The organism is Streptomyces broussonetiae, from assembly GCF_009796285.1.
GTDB lineage: Bacteria > Actinomycetota > Actinomycetes > Streptomycetales > Streptomycetaceae > Streptomyces > Streptomyces broussonetiae.
The window spans coordinates 9677966-9697382 of the sequence record NZ_CP047020.1 but is presented as its reverse complement, the minus strand read 5'-3'; the positions used below and the strand labels follow the sequence as shown (position 1 = coordinate 9697382).

The 19417-nt window shown below is 66.7% G+C and carries 20 protein-coding genes and 4 pseudogenes; 11 read left to right on the top strand and 13 right to left on the bottom strand.

What is annotated here, in order from left to right:
• Window positions 1–314: 314 nt before the first annotated feature.
• Window positions 315–1574, bottom strand: a complete 1260-nt coding sequence (gene ltrA, locus GQF42_RS44490; protein ID WP_158929545.1) for a group II intron reverse transcriptase/maturase — start codon at window positions 1572–1574, stop codon at window positions 315–317.
• A 588-nt stretch (window positions 1575–2162) separates the two neighbouring features.
• Between ltrA and GQF42_RS44485 the strand changes: the two genes are divergently transcribed.
• Entirely contained in the window at window positions 2163–2375 is a 213-nt protein-coding gene (locus tag GQF42_RS44485; RefSeq protein WP_233273721.1) for a hypothetical protein, read from the top strand.
• A 35-nt stretch (window positions 2376–2410) separates the two neighbouring features.
• On the opposite strand, the gene GQF42_RS44480 is transcribed toward GQF42_RS44485, so the two are convergent.
• Genes GQF42_RS44480 through GQF42_RS44470 form a run of 3 tightly spaced genes read right to left on the bottom strand, consistent with a single transcriptional unit; the run spans window position 2411 to window position 3062 of the window.
• Window positions 2411–2611: a hypothetical protein gene (locus GQF42_RS44480; protein WP_158929541.1), complete on the bottom strand. Its 201-nt coding sequence runs from the start codon at window positions 2609–2611 to the stop codon at window positions 2411–2413.
• Between the two features lie 38 nt (window positions 2612–2649).
• Entirely contained in the window at window positions 2650–2847 is a 198-nt protein-coding gene (locus GQF42_RS44475; protein WP_158929539.1) for a hypothetical protein, read from the bottom strand.
• Complete coding sequence (locus GQF42_RS44470; RefSeq protein ID WP_158929537.1) at window positions 2844–3062, bottom strand: LexA family protein; 219 nt, start codon at window positions 3060–3062, stop codon at window positions 2844–2846. The genes GQF42_RS44475 and GQF42_RS44470 overlap by 4 nt, the downstream gene beginning before the upstream one ends.
• A 237-nt stretch (window positions 3063–3299) precedes the next feature.
• Between GQF42_RS44470 and GQF42_RS47465 the strand changes: the two genes are divergently transcribed.
• The 4 genes and pseudogenes from GQF42_RS47465 to arr all read left to right on the top strand — a co-directional run bounded on the left by GQF42_RS47465 (window position 3300) and on the right by arr (window position 5734).
• Window positions 3300–3482: a DUF6233 domain-containing protein gene (locus GQF42_RS47465; protein ID WP_325100423.1), complete on the top strand. Its 183-nt coding sequence runs from the start codon at window positions 3300–3302 to the stop codon at window positions 3480–3482.
• A gap of 267 nt (window positions 3483–3749) precedes the next feature.
• The gene (locus GQF42_RS44460) at window positions 3750–4394 is read left to right on the top strand and encodes a dihydrofolate reductase family protein (protein WP_158929535.1); all 645 of its coding nucleotides are present in this window, start codon (window positions 3750–3752) and stop codon (window positions 4392–4394) included.
• 147 nt (window positions 4395–4541) lie between these two features.
• A pseudogene (locus GQF42_RS44455) lies at window positions 4542–5192 on the top strand (ISL3 family transposase); the annotation flags it as partial.
• A 131-nt stretch (window positions 5193–5323) separates the two neighbouring features.
• Entirely contained in the window at window positions 5324–5734 is a 411-nt protein-coding gene (gene arr / locus GQF42_RS44450; protein ID WP_158929533.1) for an NAD(+)--rifampin ADP-ribosyltransferase, read from the top strand.
• A 269-nt stretch (window positions 5735–6003) separates the two neighbouring features.
• On the opposite strand, the pseudogene GQF42_RS44445 reads toward arr, so the two are convergent.
• Both GQF42_RS44445 and GQF42_RS44440 read right to left on the bottom strand, forming a co-directional pair.
• Window positions 6004–6609: pseudogene (locus GQF42_RS44445) on the bottom strand (BRCT domain-containing protein); the annotation flags it as partial.
• 76 nt (window positions 6610–6685) lie between these two features.
• Window positions 6686–7048, bottom strand: coding sequence for a class I SAM-dependent methyltransferase (locus tag GQF42_RS44440; protein ID WP_267906172.1), 363 nt, complete (start codon window positions 7046–7048; stop codon window positions 6686–6688).
• A 72-nt stretch (window positions 7049–7120) separates the two neighbouring features.
• On the opposite strand from GQF42_RS44440, the gene GQF42_RS44435 reads away from it, so the two are divergent.
• Window positions 7121–7504: a hypothetical protein gene (locus GQF42_RS44435; RefSeq protein WP_158929531.1), complete on the top strand. Its 384-nt coding sequence runs from the start codon at window positions 7121–7123 to the stop codon at window positions 7502–7504.
• Between the two features lie 212 nt (window positions 7505–7716).
• Window positions 7717–8460, top strand: coding sequence for a DUF7019 family protein (locus tag GQF42_RS44430; protein WP_158929530.1), 744 nt, complete (start codon window positions 7717–7719; stop codon window positions 8458–8460).
• An 85-nt stretch (window positions 8461–8545) separates the two neighbouring features.
• Here GQF42_RS44430 and GQF42_RS44425 read toward each other — a convergent pair whose 3' ends face one another.
• The 3 genes from GQF42_RS44425 to GQF42_RS44415 all read right to left on the bottom strand — a co-directional run bounded on the left by GQF42_RS44425 (window position 8546) and on the right by GQF42_RS44415 (window position 11768).
• Window positions 8546–9898, bottom strand: coding sequence for an LGFP repeat-containing protein (locus tag GQF42_RS44425; RefSeq protein ID WP_199273007.1), 1353 nt, complete (start codon window positions 9896–9898; stop codon window positions 8546–8548).
• 247 nt (window positions 9899–10145) lie between these two features.
• Entirely contained in the window at window positions 10146–11210 is a 1065-nt protein-coding gene (locus GQF42_RS44420; RefSeq protein ID WP_158929528.1) for an IS110 family RNA-guided transposase, read from the bottom strand.
• Window positions 11211–11402: 192 nt separating this feature from the next.
• Entirely contained in the window at window positions 11403–11768 is a 366-nt protein-coding gene (locus tag GQF42_RS44415) for a transposase (RefSeq protein WP_407699544.1), read from the bottom strand.
• Window positions 11769–11931: 163 nt separating this feature from the next.
• Here GQF42_RS44415 and GQF42_RS44410 point away from each other — a divergent pair, with 163 nt between their 5' ends.
• From GQF42_RS44410 to GQF42_RS44400, 3 genes are all read left to right on the top strand, one after another.
• The gene (locus GQF42_RS44410) at window positions 11932–12363 is read left to right on the top strand and encodes a transposase domain-containing protein (RefSeq protein ID WP_158929526.1); all 432 of its coding nucleotides are present in this window, start codon (window positions 11932–11934) and stop codon (window positions 12361–12363) included.
• 394 nt (window positions 12364–12757) lie between these two features.
• Window positions 12758–13606, top strand: coding sequence for an alpha/beta fold hydrolase (locus tag GQF42_RS44405; protein WP_199273006.1), 849 nt, complete (start codon window positions 12758–12760; stop codon window positions 13604–13606).
• A gap of 16 nt (window positions 13607–13622) precedes the next feature.
• On the top strand, window positions 13623–14021 hold the full coding sequence (locus tag GQF42_RS44400) for a nuclear transport factor 2-like protein (RefSeq protein ID WP_158929524.1): 399 nt from the start codon (window positions 13623–13625) through the stop codon (window positions 14019–14021).
• A 105-nt stretch (window positions 14022–14126) separates the two neighbouring features.
• On the opposite strand, the gene GQF42_RS44395 is transcribed toward GQF42_RS44400, so the two are convergent.
• The 3 genes and pseudogenes from GQF42_RS44395 to GQF42_RS44385 all read right to left on the bottom strand — a co-directional run bounded on the left by GQF42_RS44395 (window position 14127) and on the right by GQF42_RS44385 (window position 17127).
• Entirely contained in the window at window positions 14127–15368 is a 1242-nt protein-coding gene (locus tag GQF42_RS44395) for an IS256 family transposase (RefSeq protein ID WP_067049883.1), read from the bottom strand.
• 122 nt (window positions 15369–15490) lie between these two features.
• Window positions 15491–16168 (bottom strand): annotated as a pseudogene (locus GQF42_RS44390) (transposase); the annotation flags it as partial.
• A gap of 242 nt (window positions 16169–16410) precedes the next feature.
• Window positions 16411–17127, bottom strand: coding sequence for a TetR/AcrR family transcriptional regulator (locus tag GQF42_RS44385; RefSeq protein ID WP_158929519.1), 717 nt, complete (start codon window positions 17125–17127; stop codon window positions 16411–16413).
• A gap of 100 nt (window positions 17128–17227) precedes the next feature.
• Between GQF42_RS44385 and GQF42_RS44380 the strand changes: the two genes are divergently transcribed.
• Window positions 17228–18913 carry a CocE/NonD family hydrolase gene (locus GQF42_RS44380; RefSeq protein WP_158929517.1) on the top strand — a complete coding sequence of 562 codons (1686 nt, stop codon included), beginning with the start codon at window positions 17228–17230 and terminating at the stop codon, window positions 18911–18913.
• A 155-nt stretch (window positions 18914–19068) separates the two neighbouring features.
• Here GQF42_RS44380 and GQF42_RS44375 read toward each other — a convergent pair.
• Window positions 19069–19194, bottom strand: a pseudogene (locus tag GQF42_RS44375) (AAA family ATPase); the annotation flags it as partial.
• Window positions 19195–19417 lie beyond the last annotated feature (223 nt).

Genomic DNA, 19417 nt, shown 5'->3' with positions numbered 1-19417 from the left:
CCAGGACCACATCGTGCTCCGCGGTGACGGCGGGCCGGAGCGGCAGCCTCGCCGGTGGACCCTCTTCGTACGCCTCACAGGCTTGACCGACATCGGCCGCGGCCCGGCACGAACACCGGCCTCCAGGCCGAGCGCGGCTCTACCCGATCGGCCGGTGGCCCCGAGAGCCGGACTGCCGTGACCGCCGTCTAGGATCCGCCCGTGGCAGAGGTTCCCGATGAGTTGATCGAGTAGCCGAGGGGGATCTCACCCCTCGGCTCTCACGGAACCGTGCGTAAAAGTCTCCCGTTACACGGCTCTTGTCGTTCTGACCATCAGATCAAGCAGGCGACAGCGGTCAGGCGCCAATGCGCGAACATGCGTGGGTACCGCTGCGCGATCTCCCCGAGCTTCGCGAGCGCTTTGCGGTAGCCTGCGAGCCGTTTGTACTTCCGGCGGATCCAACGCACCAGGTAGGCGTTGATGCGCATCAGGAAGGCGATCAGCTCCCACGGGCGGAATCGTCCGTAGTAGTTGATCCAGCCCCCGACCACAGGGTTGATCCTGCGGGCGAGGTCTGTGAAGGAACTTCCGGTGTGGATGTGCAGTTGCCACGAACGCACTTCCCGACCGATCCGGGTCAGGGCCTGCCTGCTGATGGCCGGCTCGAACGACAGGAACTGCTTGCCGTGCCGATTCCGGTTCTTCCTGGGCCGGAACGTGTACCCGAGGAACGTGAACGACGTGTGCTCATAGGAGCCGCGCCGGTACGAGTCCTTGCAGTAGACGATCCGGGTCTTGTCCGGGTGCAGCTGCAACCCGACCTCGACCAACCTGTCCCTGAGCGAGGCCAGCACCTGCCGGGCCTGGCGCTCGGTGACGCAGTGCAGTACCGCGTCGTCCGCATAGCGCTCGAACCAGATGCCCGGGAACTCCCGTGCCATCCAGGCGTCGAACGCGTAGTGCAGGAACAGGTTCGCCAGGACGGGAGACACCGGGGCCCCTTGCGGGGTCCCGCGGTCCCGTTCCAGCAGGGAGCCGTCGGGCATGACGAGCGGGGCGGTGAGCCACCGGCGCACGTACAACTTCACCCATACGGCATTAGTGTGAGCCTCCACCGCCTTGACCAGCAGGTCCCAGGGCACGCTGTCGAAGAACTTGGCGATGTCGAACTCCACCACCCAGTCCCGCTTCCAGCAACGCTCCCGGCACCTTTCCACCGCATCCAAGGCAGACCGTCCAGGCCGGTATCCGTAGCTGTCCGGGTGGAAAACAGTCTCCACCCTTCTCACTAGATGCCGGGAAACCACGGTCTGAGCCACACGATCGGCGACAGTGGGAATGCCGAGCATTCTCGTGCCACCTCCATGCGGCTTGGGGATCTCCACCGCGCGCACCGGTGGCGGAAAGTATGAGCCCGACGACATGCGATTCCAGACCTTGTAGAGGTTGCTCCTCAGGTCCTTCTCGAATTCGTCGATGCTCTGCCCATCCACGCCGGATGCGCCCCTATTTGCCTTGACTTCCTCCCATGCCTCCTTGACTTCCCACTTCGAAATATCAAACGGCTTGACCTGAGACTTCAACTGGTCCATCGCACTCCTCCCGGGCTCTCGCCCGGTTGATGTGATCAACTCAGCCACGAACGACCCGGCCCCTTCGCTCCACCCCCATTACAGGGGCTTCATCACTACTACGGACCGGTCTGCCAGCAGGCGCCGCATCGGTACTCGACCCCTTACGGTGTCCGCCGCTTGGGGCACTCCCTCTCCCCCGACCTGCGTCAGGGCGTATCAGCGCCTGCCTTCTCCTGTTCCATGCGAGAGCCGCAGACCGGACTCACGTCGCCTCCATGCCGGACACCACCTGGCCAATAGACGGGCACCCGCCAGGCTCATCCCGGAACTCATGATCCGCCCCGGTTTTGATGTCGTCTGGTTCCATTTCGACACGTCAGCAGCGATTCACTTGCGTTCGTCTTTCCGGTCCCCACCTGACGCCTCCTACGGCGCCTTTTCCTCATCGCTCACCACGACAGTCTTCAGCTAACGCAGCATGAGGCAGTTTGAAGCCTCCCCCCGCAGGGCGGCTTCGAAGGGCCACAAAACCTTCATCTCTCACACAGCACCATTTCCGGAAACTGCTCCTACATCCAACTTCCTTCCATGTTCAGGACACACATCATGCTTGAACGATCCGCCGAACAGGAGCCCGCCGCGCTCGCGGGCCTGGCCGGCGAGGAGTACAACCTGCAGTGGGCGCGTTGGCTCAGGGCGGCCGAGGCCGCGCAGGGGGCCGTCACCGCGCACGCCGAGGCGTCCGGGGAGAATCGCTACGAGCTGGAGCAGGCCGTGAAGCGGGCGGTCCGGCACGCCACGGAGGACCCCGCCGAATAGGCCGGCGCGGCGGTGGGTCAGCGTGTCGAGAGACGCTACTCGCCGGCCGGCGGCGCGATCTGGTGCAGGGCGGCCGTCATGGGCTCGACGGTCTTCACGATGGTGGCCGTGCCGTCGAGGAGTTGCCGCTCGAACTGCGTCAGCGGTCGCGGCGGGACGGCGGGGCCCACTTCGAAGCAGCGCCGTTCGATCTGCTTCCGCGCGCGCTCGCGGTTGGGGTACGGGCGGTGGGCCATGGCGTCGCCTCCGTGATCCTGGCCAGGATGGCAGACGCTCACTGCTCGTCGGGCCAGGTCGTCAACACGGTTCCGGTCTCCTCGTCGGTCAGGGTGATGCGGGCGCCGGGCGCGCGGTGCAGGCCGACGCAGTCGCCGTATTTCTCGCGAGCGACCTTCTCGTTCCCCCACCAACCGTGCTGCGCCGGTCGCCCGCCGATGGTGTGCAGCAGGTGGTAGCGCCCCGGACCGGTCATGCGAGCCGGATGCCTCTCGCCCGGCCCGGCTCCCGGACGATCGCCTGCTGCGTCTCCAGCTCGACCAGTTGGTAGTGGACGCTGGACCGGCTGCTCATGCCGACGGCCTCCCCGATCTCCTGCACCGTCGGCGCCTCGCCACGGTCGGCGATCGCCTGTCGGATACAGCGCAGGACGCGCTCCTGGGTATCGGTGAGGTGCTCTACACGGTGCATACTGAGATTGGAGCACTTGTTCGAATTCTTCGGCAAGCGGACACACGGCACAGCACAGAGGAGCGGGCAGGTGAACCAGCCGACCTCGATCTGGACATGCTGCGGTTCGCCCGCCGCGTCGTCGAGCAGCAGACCGCGCGGCAGCTCGCCCTGATCGACCGGTGGATCGCCGACGAGGAGCGCCGGGAGCACTAGCGGCGGCGGGGTGAGGAGCGCCGGCCGTCGCAGCCGGAGTGGCTGATCCAGTACGGGCTCAACCGCAGCAACATCGATGCCATGCACACCGGCGACTGCTGGGCGGCCGCCAAGAGCGGACGGTGTCGCCCGGCGACCCGACAGCAGGCCCTTGACGCACTGCGGCGCCAGGTACGGGCCTGCCCTCACTGCAGGCCGGACACCGCCCTCGGCATCCTCGAATAGTGCTCCGGCCGGCAAGGTTCGCCGGGTTAGCGGTTGGATCGGTCGGACGGGCGGTGACGTCCATTGCGACGCACGTGAGTCGTCGCGGTGGCCGCCCGGGGCACCGCGATGCCCTCCGGGTCCATGACGTTCACGCCGCCGCTGTGGCCGCTTCCTCGCACGCCTTGGAAAAAGTTGCGGACCGCTGTCGATCCGGCCACGTCCCGTTCGACGTCATGGTGTGCGGCGCTTCGCTGCACGATGACGACGGACCTGACGAGGACAGACATGGATCAACTGCTGAGAGTGATGAACTTCAACGTCTCGAGTGACGGAATCGGTGCCGGTGAGGATCAGAGTCTCGAGCGGCCGTTCGGATGCGACCGTCCCGAGAGGCTGTTTGCCTGGGCCGGAGCCACGGCGAGCTGGCCCATGCGCACGGATCCCGGGGGGAGCCGGGGCCTGGACGATTACTTCACGCGAGACTTCGCGCGCAACATCGGTGCCGAGATCATGGGCCGCAACAAGTTCGGGCCGCAGCGTGGGCCATGGCGGGACCATGATTGGCGCGGCTGGTGGGGTCAGGAGCCCCCGTTCCGCACGCCGGTGTTCGTCATGACCCGCCACACGCGTCCGTCGTTCACGCTCTCCGACACCACGTTCCACTTCGTCGACGGCGACCCGGCCACGGTCCTCGAACGGGCGCGGGAGGCGGCGCAGGGCAAGGATGTCCGACTTGGCGGCGGGGTCACCACCATCCGACAGTTCCTCGATGCCGGCCTCGTCGACACCATGCATGTGGCGGTCTCACCGGTAAGGCTCGGGTCGGGACTACGCCTCTGGGAGTCCCCCGATGAGCTGCTCGACCGGTTCCACCTGGAGGTCGTGCCCAGCCCGAGCGGCGTGACGCACCACCTGTTCTGGCGAAGGTGAGGCGAAGGCCCCCTCGAGTTCAGGCTGCGACTGCGAGGGGGCGTCAGCCCCAGCGGATGCCCTTCTCTTCGGATGGGGTCTGTAAAGCGAGCGGCTCTGTTCCGTAGTCGGTGGTGACGCCGGGTAGCCGCCCTTGATCATGATCTTGTGGTGGATATCAACTCCCTTATAGGTATGGTGTTTTCGGGTCTCTCGGTGCTGGTCGTCGAGGACGTGGCGGACGACGGCAACACGGTGGTGGTTTCCGCCCGGACCCGGGATATCGCGGTGCCGTGTCCCGTGTGCGGAACGCCGACGGCGAAGGTGCACGGTTATCACCGCCGAACGGTGAGGGACGTGCCGGTCGACGGCCGCCAGGTCGTCGACCACCTGCGCGTACGGCGGCTGGCTTGTCCGGCCCTGGGCTGCTGGCGGCAGACCTTCCGCGAGCAGATTCCCGTACTGCTGGAGCGCCATCAGCGCCGCACGGTGCGGCTCGCAGGGCAGATATCCCAGGTGGCACGGGAGTTATGCGGCCGGGCGGCCGCACGCCTGGCCGGCCTGCTGGCCGTGCCCGTTTCCCGAAGTACCGCGCTGCGCCATCTGCGGCGCCTGCCGCTGCCGCAGCAGACAGTCCCACGGGTGATCGGCGTGGACGATTTCGCCCTGCGCCGCCGCCACCGCTACGCCACGATCATCACGGAAGCCGAGACCGGCAGGCGCGTCGCGGTCCTGCCCGACCGAGAGGCCGCGACGCTGGAGTCCTGGCTGCGCGAACATCCTGGTGTCGAGGTCGTGTGCCGTGACGGCTCGGCCACGCGATCCCGCACGGCATGCAGCATCTGCTGTGCCGGCCTCCTGGGACGCCGACGCGGTGCGTGACGACCCGTAGAGCTATGGAACAGAAGGTCGCAGCAGGGGCGGACAAGTAGGTGCCGTAACCTGTGGCGATGGACGAGACGTTGGACGAGGGACTGTTCTTTCACGGCACGAAGGCCGAGCTGCGGGTCGGAGATCACCTCACCGCCGGTTTCCGTTCCAACTACCGGCCCGAAATCGTGATGAACCATATCTACTTCACTGCGTTGCGCGACGGCGCGGGACTCGCTGCCGAACTCGCCGCCGGTGACGGGGCCCCGCGGGTGTATGTCGTCGAACCGACCGGGGAGTTCGAGAACGATCCAAACGTCACCGACAAGAAGTTCCCGGGCAATCCCACTCGCTCCTATCGCAGCAGGGAACCGCTCCGGATCGTTGGCGAGGTCACCGACTGGACGCGACAGACACCCGAAGCTCTCCAGATGTGGCGAGACCGGCTGGCCGCAATCCGTCTGGATGACCGCGCCGAAATCATCAACTGAAGGTTGTCTCGTAACTACTGGGTCACGGTGAGATGCTCTCGCTGCGGCTGGTGTGATCACGGCGTACGAGCCCTCCTGGACAGCCCCGTTCACGGGGCTGAGCCCGCGCTACTTCTGCCAGCCGCCGACGAGACTCTGGCGCGTGTCGTAGCGAGACGGGTCGTGGTGTCCGGCCCGTCGCTACGGGGGAGAGCTGCGGCCGGATGCTTCACGATGACAAATGCCCTTGCCACCCGGAAGTATCGAGGTCGACTTCCTGCCGCGCGACGTCAGTTGAGGTAGTCGGCGACGAGGGCGGCGAACTCGTCGGGGGTGGCGAGGCGGATGCCGAGGTCTTCGGCCTTGGCACGCTGGGAGCCGGCGTTGTCACCGGCGACCACCAGGGTGGTCTTCTTGGACACGCTGGAGGAGGAGCGGCCGCCGGCCCGTTCGATGAGCTCGTTCGCCTGGTTGCGGCTGAGCTGTTCCAGTGGCCCGGTCATCGCGCCGGTGACCACGACCGTCATCCCGGCGAGCGGACCGGCAGCCGGGGCGGTGACGGTCTCGTTGTCCGTGGTGGCAGGCGGGGGTGTGGCGCCCGGCTCGGTCATGTTCACCCCGGCCGCGACGAGTTTGTCGATGAGTGGGGCGAGTTCGGCGACGATGGAAGGTGCCTTCTCGGGGCCGATCCCCTCGACTGCTTGCAGGGCGTCGGCGTTGGAGGCTCGGATGTTGTCCATGGTCGCGAAGTGCCGGGCGATGCGCCGGGACATGGAGCGTCCTGTCCCGCGGACGCCGAGTGCGCACAGCACCCGCGACAAAGGCCGCGCCTTGGCCTCGGCCAGGGCGGTCAGCAGGTTGTCGCTGCTGGTGTCGCCCATCCGTTCCAGTGGGAGCGGATGCCGGAGGCTGTCTCAGTTGATGTGGTCCAACTTCACTGTGTCATCGGCCGCAACCGGACCGCTGGCGTGGCTAGGACTGACGGCGTGCGAAGAGGACTGCACCTAGAACGCTCTCGTCGGGGTCGATCAGCATTTGGGCCTCGACGGTGAACCCGGCATCGCGTAGCCAGGCGGCCGCTCGGTCAGGCTGGCGGCGGTGAACGTGGACGTTCATCGGGTGGCCGCCGTAGCCCTGCGTCTTCAGCCTCGACCCGTCGCCGACGTGAAAGCCGAGCAACAGTGGTCCGCCGGGACGCAACACGCGCCGGAAGTGGCCGAAGACCGTAGGCACTGCTTCGTCGGGGACATGAATCAACGTCGACGACTTGCTGCGCACGCTCGCGCCGCAGGTCGTCGGCGTGCTCACCCGCGACGCCGTGATCACACCAGCCACGGAGAGATCATTTCAGTTGCTGTCGCCCTTCCTTGAGGCCGATCCTGTGGGCTCGGTCAGCGAGGAGGACATGTGGGGCTCGTTCTGTTTCCAGGAGACGGTGACACCGGCAGCCCGGACGTCTCCTGGTCCTACACCGGCTTCGAACTGTTCCGGCGGTGGCTGGCACAGGCCGAGGGGTTCGCACTGGACGAGATGCACGGCTTCGGCGGACAGCGCCCGTGGAACGACGTCTCCACCACCCTGGCACCACTCCTCAATCATCCCGACGATGACGGCCCCGACCTCACGCCGGTCCAGTGCGCCGCGATCCTGCCCCGCCTTCAGGAGATCGCCGACCACCCTCAAGACGGAAACACCGACCCACCTCTCCAACGGCACATCAACGACGCCCGCCAGTTGATGGTCGTCCTGCAACTCTGCATCGAGAAGGACGTCGACCTCCCCTTCGGCTGACCCAGCGGGCGTTACCGGCGCACTACGACCAGCAGTTACGGGACAACGCTAGCCCGGTTCGTTTGGATCAACCATCGGGGGGACAGAATCGGTAGCTGAATCGAGCGGACGAATGAATCATTGGTCCAATTGCCCTGCACTACATGGCCCTTGACGATCGGAAGCCCCCCTTGCGCCTTCCTCGCCGCTCTCAGCCACCGCTGCGGTACTTCGTGTACGTCTCCGACAACAAGCTCGACATGCTGTACGAGCAGATCGACCCGGCTCTGCGTCGACGTATCAACACAGAGGCTAAAGTCGACCTCAAACTGGCCAGTTTGACAATAAAGCAGGCTGATTCACCCCAAGCGACTCGCATGGCGAAGTTGCGACTGGTCGAGCATTACATCGACACTCACCACGAAGTTGGCACCGTCCAGGCGCCCGGCCAGAACTACTTCCGCGGATCGATGCCCATGCAATGGGGCTGGCTCCGGATCATGAACTACAGGATCGATCCCGTTACCGTGGGAAACGAGACACGGTCCACGGTACCGAGCACGGCATTCTTCAAGGGGCGACAGGGCTCGGACCTCGTGATCCTGGCAGGCTCCCAGCACCATGTCCTGGGAGCAAGACCGACCGAGGAGCGCGGCCTGTTTGCGTTCTCGTCCACTCCCAGCATCATGGCGGTCATCGGGGAGCACATCTCCAGCCTCACGGAGCTCGATGAGTACTGGCGCACCGAAGAGAGGAATCGTCACTCGCACTATCGCACCCGAGTAGAGGCGCATGAGCACGGGCTTGAGGAAGCGGCCGCCGTTCGTCTCAGCGGACCCGCACAGCACTTGGAGTTCCTCGCTGTACCTCTCCTTGAGGGAACCGTTCCTGTCTGGGGCCCAGGACAGGACGAGCCCGTACACGCCATCCTCGCCACCCCGATCTATGTCGCGCAGGTGGGTCCTTCCAACTCCTAGAAGCGGTCCCCGGGCAGGGCTTCTCCTCCGCACGGAAAACCCCCGCCGGCCTGGAGGCGGGCGGGGGTTTCTCAGTTCGCGGGTGTCACCCGGTGCAGTTCAGCGTCGCGTCCGAGCTGTCCGGGTTGTAGCGACTGCATGTGTGCTGGGGCGCCGACAGGTCGCTGACGTGGGTCTGCCAGACGGCACCCTGCCATTTGGCCTGCGGGGCACTGGCGCTATCGAGGAGACGGGGGTAACGCAGGACTTCCCAGGACGGGAACTTGTCCTTCTGCGTCCACACGTCGAAGCCGGTGTACGCCTTGTTGTTGTCGTCGTAGGCGTGCGGCGAGATGGAGAACGTGGCGTTGATGCGGCCAAGGTCTCCATACTGGTAACCCGGCACGTCCACAAAGGAGTTGACCGCCGAGATCGAGACCTTGATGCCCCCGCCGGAGGTGGGCACGACCCAGTATTCGTTCTGGGGGGTCTGGTCGTCCTGGACGACTTCGGCGTGCTGGGTGCGGACCAGGGGCTTGGCGTCGCGGCATCCGTCGAGGCTGGTGCCGGGCGCGTGGACACAAGAGTGTTCGACGTAAACGCCGACGCGGCCCGATTCGGTGTCCCAGGCAACGGTCACCTTGGATTCCGCGGCCGGATCGGTGCTCCATTGCCGGTGGTTGCCGATGACGTCGTTCACCGGATTGTTGTCGGTGGCGATGTAGCCGCGTACGACGACGATTCCCCGGTCGCCTCCCAGGGGCAGCAGGTTTGCGGCCTCTTGCCGACCACCGTCACGCGTACTGCTGACCGGGGTCAGGTACAGGTCGCGCGCCTGTGCGTACTGCGGATTGGGGGTCTCCTCGGGAGACCATGCGATGGGGCCGTGCTCGAACATCTGGCTGAGGCCCTTGGCACCCGGAACCTGGACTTCGTCGCTGATGGGATAGCCGTAGCGTCCGGCCTCCCACTGGGCCTGCCCCCAGCGCTCGCCGATGCGACCCCAGACGGGGTGGGCGCCGTTGGAGCGGGTGGGGTGCCAGTACACGGTGCCCCCCTCGAACTGCTGGCGCTTGCCCTGCCCGTCGGGGTTCGTCAGTTCATCGTCGACGGGGTAGCCGAGCTTGCCTGCTTCCCAGCCGATCGCCCCCCACTTGTCGCGGATGGCGCCCCAGACGGGGTGGGCGCCGGTGGTGGCGGTCCAGTAGATCGAGCCGTGGTCGAAGGTGTTGTACCGGCCGCGGCCGTCCGGGGTGGTCAGCTCGCCGGATGTGGGGCACCCGAGGACGCCGCCTTCGCCTCCCAGTTCGTTGTACTTCGTGAGGATGGCGCCGCCGACTTCCTTCCCGCAGACCGAATCCGCAGACGCTGGGGTGGCCTGGAGGCCGAGTGTGAGGCAGGCAGCAGTGGCAGCGACGGCTAAGGCCTTGGACATCTTGTGGGTCCAGGGTCGCTTCATGGGTCCCCCTTGAGAGAAGTGACTCGACAGCTTGGATAGTGACACTTCCCAATGAGGGATTGATAGCGGTTCAGGTGAGATGGCTGGATCGGATCCCTCGTGTAGGCATCCTCTGGGATCCATCACGAAACGTCGGGTTCTCCAGCAGCACGTCGAGGACCCTCGCCACTCTCGTCAGGTGTCTGCGGCCAAAGGCTGTCCCGTAACGGGTGTTGTCTCAGCTTGACTCCGAAGCGTCTATAGATCGTCAAGCTGTAGGAGACGGCCCGGGTGTGCCGCTGGATGCGCTGGTCAGGTGGTGGTAGACCTCGCGCGCGACGAAGCGCTTGAGGCCCCTGAAGATGTCCTTCGTCTTGAGTCCTTCGAGGGTGCGCCGGGCGACGTAGTCACGGGTGCGCGGGTCGTGACGCATGCGGACCAGCACGATTGTGTGCAGCGCGCGGTTGGCCTGGCGATCTCCGCCACGGTTGAGCCGGTGGCGGTCGGTACGCCCGGAAGAGGCTGGCACTGGCGCGGCGGCGCACAGGTGGGCGAAGGAGGTCTCGGATGCGAGCCTGTCGGGGTTGTCCCCGGCGGTGACCAGCAACTGCCCGGCGGTCTCGGTCCCGACGCCCGTCAGCGCGAGCAGGCCCGGTGCGGTGCGGGCGATCAGGACGCGCAGGTCGCGGTCCGCGTCCGCTATCTCCTCGCTCAGATGCCGGTAGCGCCTGGCCAGGCGCTTGAGGGCCAGTCTTACGGCTGTGGCCGGGGCAGCCAGATCGGTGCCCGGACGGCTGACGGCCAGCCGTCGGACGAGCTCGGTGGTAGTCAGCGAGCGGAGCGCTTCGCGGACCTCAGCGGATGCGGTGATGATCAGCGATTTGATCTGGTTGATGGTCCGGGTGCGGGTCTTGACGGCGCTGGCGCGTACGACGCGCAGTCCGCGGATTGCCTCGACCGCGCCATCGCGGTGCTTCGGCGTGCCTGTGGCGCGGCCGGCGAGTACCGCGGTGGCGGCGGCGTAGGCGTCGATGGAGTCTGACTCCCCTGCCGCCCGACGAGCCCGACGGCCGGGTCGGTCCACCTCTATGACGGTGATCTGGTTGGTTCGGAGGTAGCGGCCGAGTTCGGCGCCGAAGGAGCCGGTGCCCTCCATGCCCACAACCAGCACCCGGCCGTGGGAACGCAGCCACTCCAGCAGGTCCCGGTAGCCCGCAGGCGTTGTGGGGAAGGCCTCGGCGGCCAGGTGCTGGCCGATGGTGTCGATGGCGGCGGCCTGGTGAAAGTCGGTGTGGGTGTCGATCCCGCCGATCACTTCGATGGGCTGTGACATGGTGGCCGGGTTCCTTCCGTGCGCGGCGAGTTGGCTCGCGCGCACCGACCGGCGGACGGACACGACTGTGATGGGACCACGTGGGTCACGCTTCTATGAGGTCACGATCGCCGAGCGGTACACGCGGGTGGCACCGCCCGAAAGGTCGACGATTCAGAGTGAGGACAGCCGAAGCGTCAATCGGGGATCGGGTCAGACCCTCGAGCGGTGCCGCCCCATCCTCACAGTCGGGGATCTTGGAGGTGCCGAGGTCAGCTGCCCAGGGTTCGCCAGGACTTCGGCCGGGCTATCTCGCGCTGGTCGAGGTGGTTCTGGAAGGCAGTCGGCCGGCGGCGTGGGTGCTTCGTCGCTTGGCGGCAGTGCGCCGAGGCGCTCGATGCTGACGGCGATGGCCGTCAGGACGTGCTGGATGCGGGCCTTTCTCGGGCCTCGGTAGCGGCAGCGTCGCATGCCGTGTCCGTGGGCGAACTCGTTGACGGTTCCCACCACTCCGGAGCGGATTGCGTAGCGAGCCTTCCACTCGGGCGTCTGTTGCTCGGTGCGGAGGCGCGGTTGGATGGTGTCCCGTCTCGTGCAACGCCAGTGCGTTAAGCATGTGTGCGCCCTGTCAAGAGGGCGGGACCTCTGGTAGTTCGCATGGTGTCGAAGCCATTGCGAGTGTCCCGGAGGTCCCGTTGCCGCAGAATTCAGTCAGGTCCGGTCCGGCGCGACAGCCCCGGACGTGTACGCGCCTGGCCATCTCGGCGAGTTGACCGAGATCATCGACCCCGAGTTGGTCGACGCGGTCCTGGAGGACACCGGTGTCCGCACACAGCGGGTACGACTGCTCCCGGCGCGCGTCGTGGTGTACTTCGTGCTGGCCCTCGCCTTCTTCGAGCGATCCTCCTACCAGGCGGTATGGGCCAAGCTCACGGCGGGACTGGGCAGCGTGCCCGTGGCCCGCCCGTGCCCCTCGTCGCTGGCACGTGCCCGGCGCCGACTGGGAAGCGGACCCCTGCGCCACCTGTTCTCGATCCTGGCCGGACCAGTGGCCGACCACCGCCCGTCCTGCGCCTTCGAGCAGGGCCTGCGCCTGGTCGCCGTGGACGGCACCACACTGTCCGCTCCCGACGAGGAAGCGGTGACCTGGCATGACGGTAGGCACGCTTGGTGAGCAGGCCCAGGTCGGTCAGGCTGTTCAGTCGGGCGCACTCGTAGTCCCCGCCATCGCGGCCATCACGCGTTGGGCCGAGACCTATGCAACCGACGGTGACGTCATGCGGCACCTGTTGATGCACACGGTGTGTGGGAACCCAACCAGTCCGTATCTCGCGTGCAGCAGCTGCCATCAGCCGGTCGAGGCCTCGACCCTGCGGCCGATGCCTGCCGAGGAAGGAGGCGTCGAACAGGGGCAGTCCGTGGAAGGCGGCTCCCGTGGTGCCGGGTGCCGCCGGCGTGAGATCCCCTCACGGCCTCGCCGTGAACGCGACACTAGTAGTGAATCCATACTAGTTTTGCTATGCTACTAGCACCTTCGAATGTCGCCTCGGTCACGGAGAGGGCTGATCATGACCACGAACTGGCTCGAAGAGGTCACCGAGAAGCTGATCCCCACCTCGCTGGGGCTGATCAACGTCCGCGTCGGCGGCCGTTTCGACGGCCCCGCCATGGTGTGCTGGCCAAGCCTGATGATGGACGGCACCATGTGGCAGTACCAGTACGAGCACTTCGCCCCGACCTACCGTCTGGTGCTCGTCGACAGCCCCGGACACGGCAAGTCCGACGCGCTGCGCAAGATCATTGATCTCAAGGAGTGCGCCGACGCACTCGTCGAGATCCTCGACGCACTCGACATCGACAAGTGCGTTCTGGTGGGCAACAGTTGGGGCGGCATGCTTGCCGGGGTCTTCCCGGCGTACTACCCGCAGCGGACCACCGCGGCGATCGGGATCAACTGCACCGCCTCACTTCCCACGATGTTCGAGAGCATGTGGGCCACCGGGCTGGCCACGTTCCTCTCGCTGCACGCGAAGATGCCCCTGCTGGCCGCCAAGGCCGCCCGCGCCGCGTTCGCCGGCCCTACCGCCGAAGCCACCAACCCGGATTTCCTGGAGTTCACGAACTTCGTCCTCAACGACGATCCGAAGTCCGTGGCCTGGGCCCTGCGCAGCATCCTGATCGGCCGCAAGGACGAGCACCGCCGTCTGAACACCATCAGCAACGTGCCCGTCCTGATCATCGCCGGTGAGGAGGACAGTCAGTTCCCCGTGCACGTGGTACGGAAAATGGCCGACGCCATAGAGGGGAGCACCTTCTGTGTGCTGCAGCACACGGCCCACCTCGCCGCCCGCGAGAACCCCGACGGCGTCAACGCCGAGATCGACGCATTCCTCGCCGCCCCGCCCGCCGCGCCCTGATCAGGAGAACACCACCATGGCAGACATAGCACAAGCGACGGCCGTGCCCGGCTGGGTCCTGAAGTTCATGGACGCCATAGACACCCTGGAGTTCGGTGAGGGCTTCGCGCCCCTGACCGAGGACACGGACATGTTCTTCGGCGCCGCGCACATCCACGGCGTCGAGGCCATCAAGGAATTCTTCGTCAAGATCGACGCACCACTGAACATCACCCACGAGGCCGTGGAGTTCTGGACCGCGGGCGACGGAGTTCGCCTGCTGCACGGCGAAGCGACCATGGCCAAGAAGTCCCAACCTGACCAGGTGGTGCGCGCCCCGTTCATGCACATCTTCCACCTCGACCAGGAAGAGCCGGTTCGCATCCGGACACTGCGCATCACCGCCGGGCCGCTGGAAACAGACGCGGTGATGTGACGCCACCGGAACCTGTCAAAGCGATCAAGGCAGGTAGGTCGTTCTAACGTTGCGCCGGTATCCGTGGGCCTGCTGGGGTTGTGTCCCTTGTCGTGGTGTAGCCGATCAATCGGCGGTTGTGTTGGTGGTGTTGGGTAGCTCGGGGGCGCTTTCGGGGAGCTCGGCGGGGTAGATCTGGTCCATGCTGCCCTCGGGGAGATAGCGGCGGGGGAAGGCGATCCACTCGTCGTGCATCTCGAAGAGCACGGCGGTGACCAGCCGCAGCAGCGCGTCGTCGTTGGGGAAGACCTGGACGACATCGATGCGACGCTTGATCTCTCGGTTGACCCGCTCCAGCGGGTTCGTGGACTGGATCTTCTTCCAATGTCGTTCGGGGAAGGCTGCGAATGCCGTCAGGTCGTCCTTGGCTTCCAGGAGCATCTGTTTGACCTGCGGGAACTGCGCGCCGAGCATGTCGGCGACCGTGTCGAGCTGGCGGCGAACGGCGGCCTGGTCGGGCTGGGCGAAGATGGTGCGGATGGTGGCGGCGACCATCTCGGCGGCGTCCTTGGGGATCACGCCGAAGACGTTGCGCAGGAAGTGCACCCTGCACCGCTGGTAGGCCGCACCGATGATCACCTTGCGGATCGCCTTGACCAGGCCCGAGTGGTGGTCGCCGAGCACGAGCCGGACCCCGTTCAGGCCGCGTTCGCGCAAGGAGCGAAGGAACTGGGTCCAGAACACCTCGGTCTCGCTGTCGCCGACCATCACTCCCAGCACCTCGCGGCCGCCGTCCTCGGTGATACCGGTGGCGATCACCACGGCCCGGGAGACGATCTGGTGGGCGACCCTGGCCTTGCAGTACGTCGCATCCAGATACATGTAGGGGAAGCGGACATGGTCCAGCGACCGGGTGCGGAACGCGGTCAGCTGGGTGTCCAGGTCGGCACAGATCCGCGAGACCTCGCTCTTGGAGATCCCGCTGTCCGCACCGAGGGCCTTGACCAGCTCGTCGACCGAGCGGGTGGACACCCCGTGGACGTACGCCTCCATCACGACGGCGAACAGGGCCTGGTCGATGCGCCGGCGGCGCTCCAGCAGGCTGGGGAAGAAGCTGCCCGAGCGCAGCTTGGGTATGCCCAGGTCCAGGTCGCCGGCCTGCGTGGTCAGTGTCTTGTCCCGGTGCCCGTTGCGCAGCGCGGTGCGGGTGTCGGTGTGTTCGTTCCACTCCGCGCCGATCCTCGCGCTCGCCTCGGCCTCGATCAATTCCTGGAGCATCCGCTCGGCCACCGAACGGACGAGTTCGAGCCCGTCCGCCGAACGTAGTGACTCCAGCAGGCGGAGTAGGTCAGACTGAGACAGGGCCACCGTGCACCTCCCGGGTTGAACTGGCCGTTCACCAAGGAGAGTTGCAGGTGGCCCGCCTGCTGGGCAGGGAGCGGAATCCCCATCACCACACGCCCCGGGGCGTACGCCCTAGCCTTGATCGGCTACACCACAAAGTGGGACGCCATCCCTGCTGGTGCCGGCTTGTTGACCCAGGCCGCTGCGGGGAGCTTTGGAGGCTCGGGGGGTTGGCGGACGAAGCGTTCGGGGTGCTTCGCGTAGACCGCCTCCAGGACATCGGCTCGCATCTCACGGAGTTGTCCGGCGAGGCCGAAGTGCACGTCGTAGGGGGTGTGCAGGCCGATCCCAGAGTGCCGGTGCTCCTGGTTGTACCAGGAGCAGAAGCGGGTGCACCACGCGCGGGCGTCCTCGAGGGATCCGAAACGGTCGGGGAAGTCGCGCCGGTATTTCAGGGTCTTGTACTGGCTCTCGCTGAAGGGGTTGTCGTTCGATGTCTTCGGCCGGGAATGCGACCTGGTGACGCCGAGACCCGCCATCATCTGGGCAACGTTCTGCGCAACCATCGGGGACCCTCGGTCCGAGTGGATCGTCAACTGGCCCGGTTCGATACCGTACTTGGCGATCGTCTCGGACAGAAGACGCTCCGCGAGGTCCTTGTTCTCGTGAGCGGTGATCATCCAGCCGACGGTGTAGCGGCTGAAAATGTCGATGATCGTGTAGAGGCAGTAGTAGACGCCCTTCACCGGCCCCTTCAGCTTCGTGATGTCCCACGACCAGACCCGGTTCGGATCCTCGGCGACCAGTTCGGGAACCGTCCGGGGAGGAGGCAGAGGCACTCCAGCATCGGCCAGATCAGCCCGAACGCCTTCGAAGAACGATCAGTCACGCTGACCACCGCCGCATGACAACCGGTGTCCACGATCCCGGGTCAAGCCCCGTAGTTGGTCGACCGCCTGAAACAGAGCTGGCGGCAGCCTTTGTCGCGACCTGGGCGCCTTGGAGAGGGCGACGGTCTGTTCCTCGGAGGTGCCGCGGGCGGGACGGCAGTCTCAGGTGCATGGCATCAGTCAGTATCGAGGCCGTCGATCAGGCGGTTGAGGAACCGGGTGAAGGTGGCGTCGGGGGTGAGGGGGCGTCCGGGGGCGGCAAGGGCTTCGGCGAGTTCCGGATGGCAGCCGTCGGCGGCGACAGCGGCGAGGTAGCGGCCCTCGGCTGCGGCCCGGTCCGGTGATCGTGAGACTGCGGCCTGCGCCATCTCATGGGCAACGTGCCCGGCCACGAATGCGGTGATCTGGGCGAAGACCTCTAGTTTCGCTGCACCGTCCAGCCCGGTGGGCCGCAGGACGGCGAGCACGTGTTCCAGGAAGGCCAGCGTGTTGGGGCCCGGAACACGACGGGTGGACAAGGCGGCGGGTAGCCAAGGGTGGCGCAGCATGTGGTCGCGCTGCAGTCGGGCCACGGTCTTCAGATCGGCACGCCAGTCGCCGCTGGGTGGGTTCGTGACCGTGAGTTCGCCGCTGACGTGGTCGACCATCAGTTCCAGCAGCGTCTCCTTGTCAGGGGCGTAGCTGTAGAGCGACATGACGCCCGCCCCGACCTCGGCGGCCACCCGCCGCATGGTGACCGCGTCGAGTCCTTCCGCGTCCGCCAGAGTGACGGCCGCCGCGGTGATCGTCTCCCGGCTGAAGGAGGGCCTGCGGCCCCTGCGCGGCTCGGCGGGACGCAGCCAGAGCTGTTCGGGATCGACGCTCTCGGCACCGGACTTTCCGTCACTGGACACGACCTCGCACTCCTTCCCCAGGTTGTTGAGGCGGCTCTTGCCAAGGTCATCCAAGCATCCTCTATTCTCGTACATCGTACGAGAATAGAGGAGGGAAACGATGCCATCACGCACGCCCGACGCCGTAGCCAGACCGGGCTGGATACCACCCGCCGGAAAACCGCCGCTGTCCTCCCGCATGATGAGGGCGACCTGGCGAGGTCTGCCGGCGAAACGGCACGAGGCCGGGTGGGAGCCGGGACTGTCGGTGCCGGCCGCCGACGGCAGCCCGTTGATCACTGACCACTACTTCCCGCGCACCCAGGGCGACTTCCCCACCCTCCTGGTCCGCTCGCCCTATGGCCGAGGCCTGCCGTGGTCACCCCAGTACGGCCTGCTCTTCGCCGAACAGGGCTTCCACGTGATCCTGCAGAGCTGCCGCGGCACCGGAGGTTCCGGCGGCATGTTCGATCTGTGGCACAACGAGGCCGCCGACGCCCAGGCCACGGTGGCCTGGCTGCGCGAGCAACCCTGGTTCAACGGAACACTGGGGACCGTCGGCCCCAGTTACCTGGGCTACGTGCAATGGGCCCTCGCTTTGGACCCACCGCCAGAACTGAAGGCAATGGTGGTGCAAGTAGGGCTGCACGATCCCTACGCCTTCTTCCACGCAGACGGTGCGCTTCGCCTGGAGAACGCCCTCGCCGTGGGCGTGGGCATGAACTACCAGCACCAGGGCATGGCACCGTTCCTCAAGGCGACGCTGCGCCTGCAGCGCCGCCTGCGCGACATCACCACCGCGCAACCCCTGCGTGGGGCGTACGTGTCAGCCTTCGGCAGCGAACTGCCCTGGTTGGACGACGTGATGACACACCCGGACGCCAAGGACGCCTACTGGCACGGCGCGTCGTTGGCGGAGTCGGCGCAGCGGCTCCGCGTGCCCACGGCGCTGATCACCGGATGGCACGACGTACTGGCCGACCAGACCTTCGAGCAGTACGACCGGCTACGCCAGGCCGGATGTGAGACTGCCCTGCTCGTCGGTCCCTGGACCCACACCTCCGCTCTGCAGCAAGGATGGCCCGAGGTATTCGCCGAGAGCCTCGCGTGGCTGCGCGCCCACCTGTACGCCGATCCCTCCGGCCTGCGTCCCACCGCGGTGCGCGTGCACGTCGGTGGCGAGAACGCGTGGCGGGACCTCGACGACTGGCCGCCAGCCGCGGCTGCCACCTCGTGGTACCCCGTCCCCGGCGGGCATCTCACCCAGCAGGCCCCCACGGACTCCGCACCCGTGACGGCGTTCCGCTACGACCCGGCCGACCCCACCCCCTCCCTCGGCGGCCCACTCCTCTCCCGCACCGCCGGGCCCCGGAACAACGCCACCCTGGAGGCCCGAGACGACGTCCTGACATTCACCGGCCCACCACTGACCGAGCCCATGGACATCCTGGGCCCAGTCTCCGCACGGCTGAGCATCTCCACGGACACCGGACACGCCGATGCCTTCACCCGCCTGTGCGACGTGGACCCGCAAGGCCGCTCCGTCAACATCTGTGACGGGTTCAGCCGACTCCGAACGGCTGGACAGGCGCCCTCACAGGTCACCGTGCCGATGAGCTCCATCGCCCACCGCTTCCCCGTCGGCCACCGCATGCGCTGGCAGATCAGCGCAGGCGCCCACCCACGCTACGCCCGCAATCCCGGCACCGGTGAGTCGCCGGTAGACGCCACCACCTTCACACCGGTGCGCATCACGCTCCACGCGGACTCGGCATTGGTACTTCCCAGCAGCTCTGGGCTCGCGTAATTCGCCAGCCCTCCGGGGAACGGTCGGCGAGCCGGGCCGTCCGGCCCGGCTCACTCCTCCACGCCCTCTTCGCAATCCAGGTCAACCAAGTCAGGATTTCGTAGCAGCCACCCGTGGGCCGCGATTCACTTCGACACGCTGAACTTGACAGAGAAGTCGTCACTGACGCCCTCGCGCAGCGCGTCCAGGGACAGGACCTGTGAGGCGGGCCAGGTGCGCGCGGTCGTGGACTTCCCGGCGCCGGACGGGCCGATGAGGACCACCAGGCTGTGCTCGGGCATCTCCGGGTGCGATCGTGGAGGGATTGATCGGCAACTACCGCACCCTGCTGCGGCAGGTGGACACCGACGGGCCGACGCAGACCGCCCGGGCCAAGGCCGGAGCGCTGACCAAGGAGACCCTGGACGCGCTGGAGGGCCTGGATGAGGCGGCCGGGGCCTCGGAGGTGAACCGGCGACTGAAGCGGCAGGTCGCGGCGGCGTTCCTGAAGCTGGCCGAAGGGCT

What these genes read in the sequence shown, in the direction of transcription:
- ltrA (WP_158929545.1), bottom strand. Translation starts at nt 1,574, where the DNA reads ATGGACCAGTTGAAGTCTCAGGTCAAGCCGTTTGATATTTCGAAGTGG.
- GQF42_RS44485 (WP_233273721.1), top strand. Translation starts at nt 2,163, where the DNA reads ATGCTTGAACGATCCGCCGAACAGGAGCCCGCCGCGCTCGCGGGCCTG.
- GQF42_RS44480 (WP_158929541.1), bottom strand. Translation starts at nt 2,611, where the DNA reads ATGGCCCACCGCCCGTACCCCAACCGCGAGCGCGCGCGGAAGCAGATC.
- GQF42_RS44475 (WP_158929539.1), bottom strand. Translation starts at nt 2,847, where the DNA reads ATGACCGGTCCGGGGCGCTACCACCTGCTGCACACCATCGGCGGGCGA.
- GQF42_RS44470 (WP_158929537.1), bottom strand. Translation starts at nt 3,062, where the DNA reads ATGCACCGTGTAGAGCACCTCACCGATACCCAGGAGCGCGTCCTGCGC.
- GQF42_RS44460 (WP_158929535.1), top strand. Translation starts at nt 3,750, where the DNA reads ATGGATCAACTGCTGAGAGTGATGAACTTCAACGTCTCGAGTGACGGA.
- arr (WP_158929533.1), top strand. Translation starts at nt 5,324, where the DNA reads ATGGACGAGACGTTGGACGAGGGACTGTTCTTTCACGGCACGAAGGCC.
- GQF42_RS44425 (WP_199273007.1), bottom strand. Translation starts at nt 9,898, where the DNA reads ATGAAGCGACCCTGGACCCACAAGATGTCCAAGGCCTTAGCCGTCGCT.
- GQF42_RS44420 (WP_158929528.1), bottom strand. Translation starts at nt 11,210, where the DNA reads ATGTCACAGCCCATCGAAGTGATCGGCGGGATCGACACCCACACCGAC.
- GQF42_RS44405 (WP_199273006.1), top strand. Translation starts at nt 12,758, where the DNA reads ATGACCACGAACTGGCTCGAAGAGGTCACCGAGAAGCTGATCCCCACC.
- GQF42_RS44400 (WP_158929524.1), top strand. Translation starts at nt 13,623, where the DNA reads ATGGCAGACATAGCACAAGCGACGGCCGTGCCCGGCTGGGTCCTGAAG.
- GQF42_RS44380 (WP_158929517.1), top strand. Translation starts at nt 17,228, where the DNA reads ATGCCATCACGCACGCCCGACGCCGTAGCCAGACCGGGCTGGATACCA.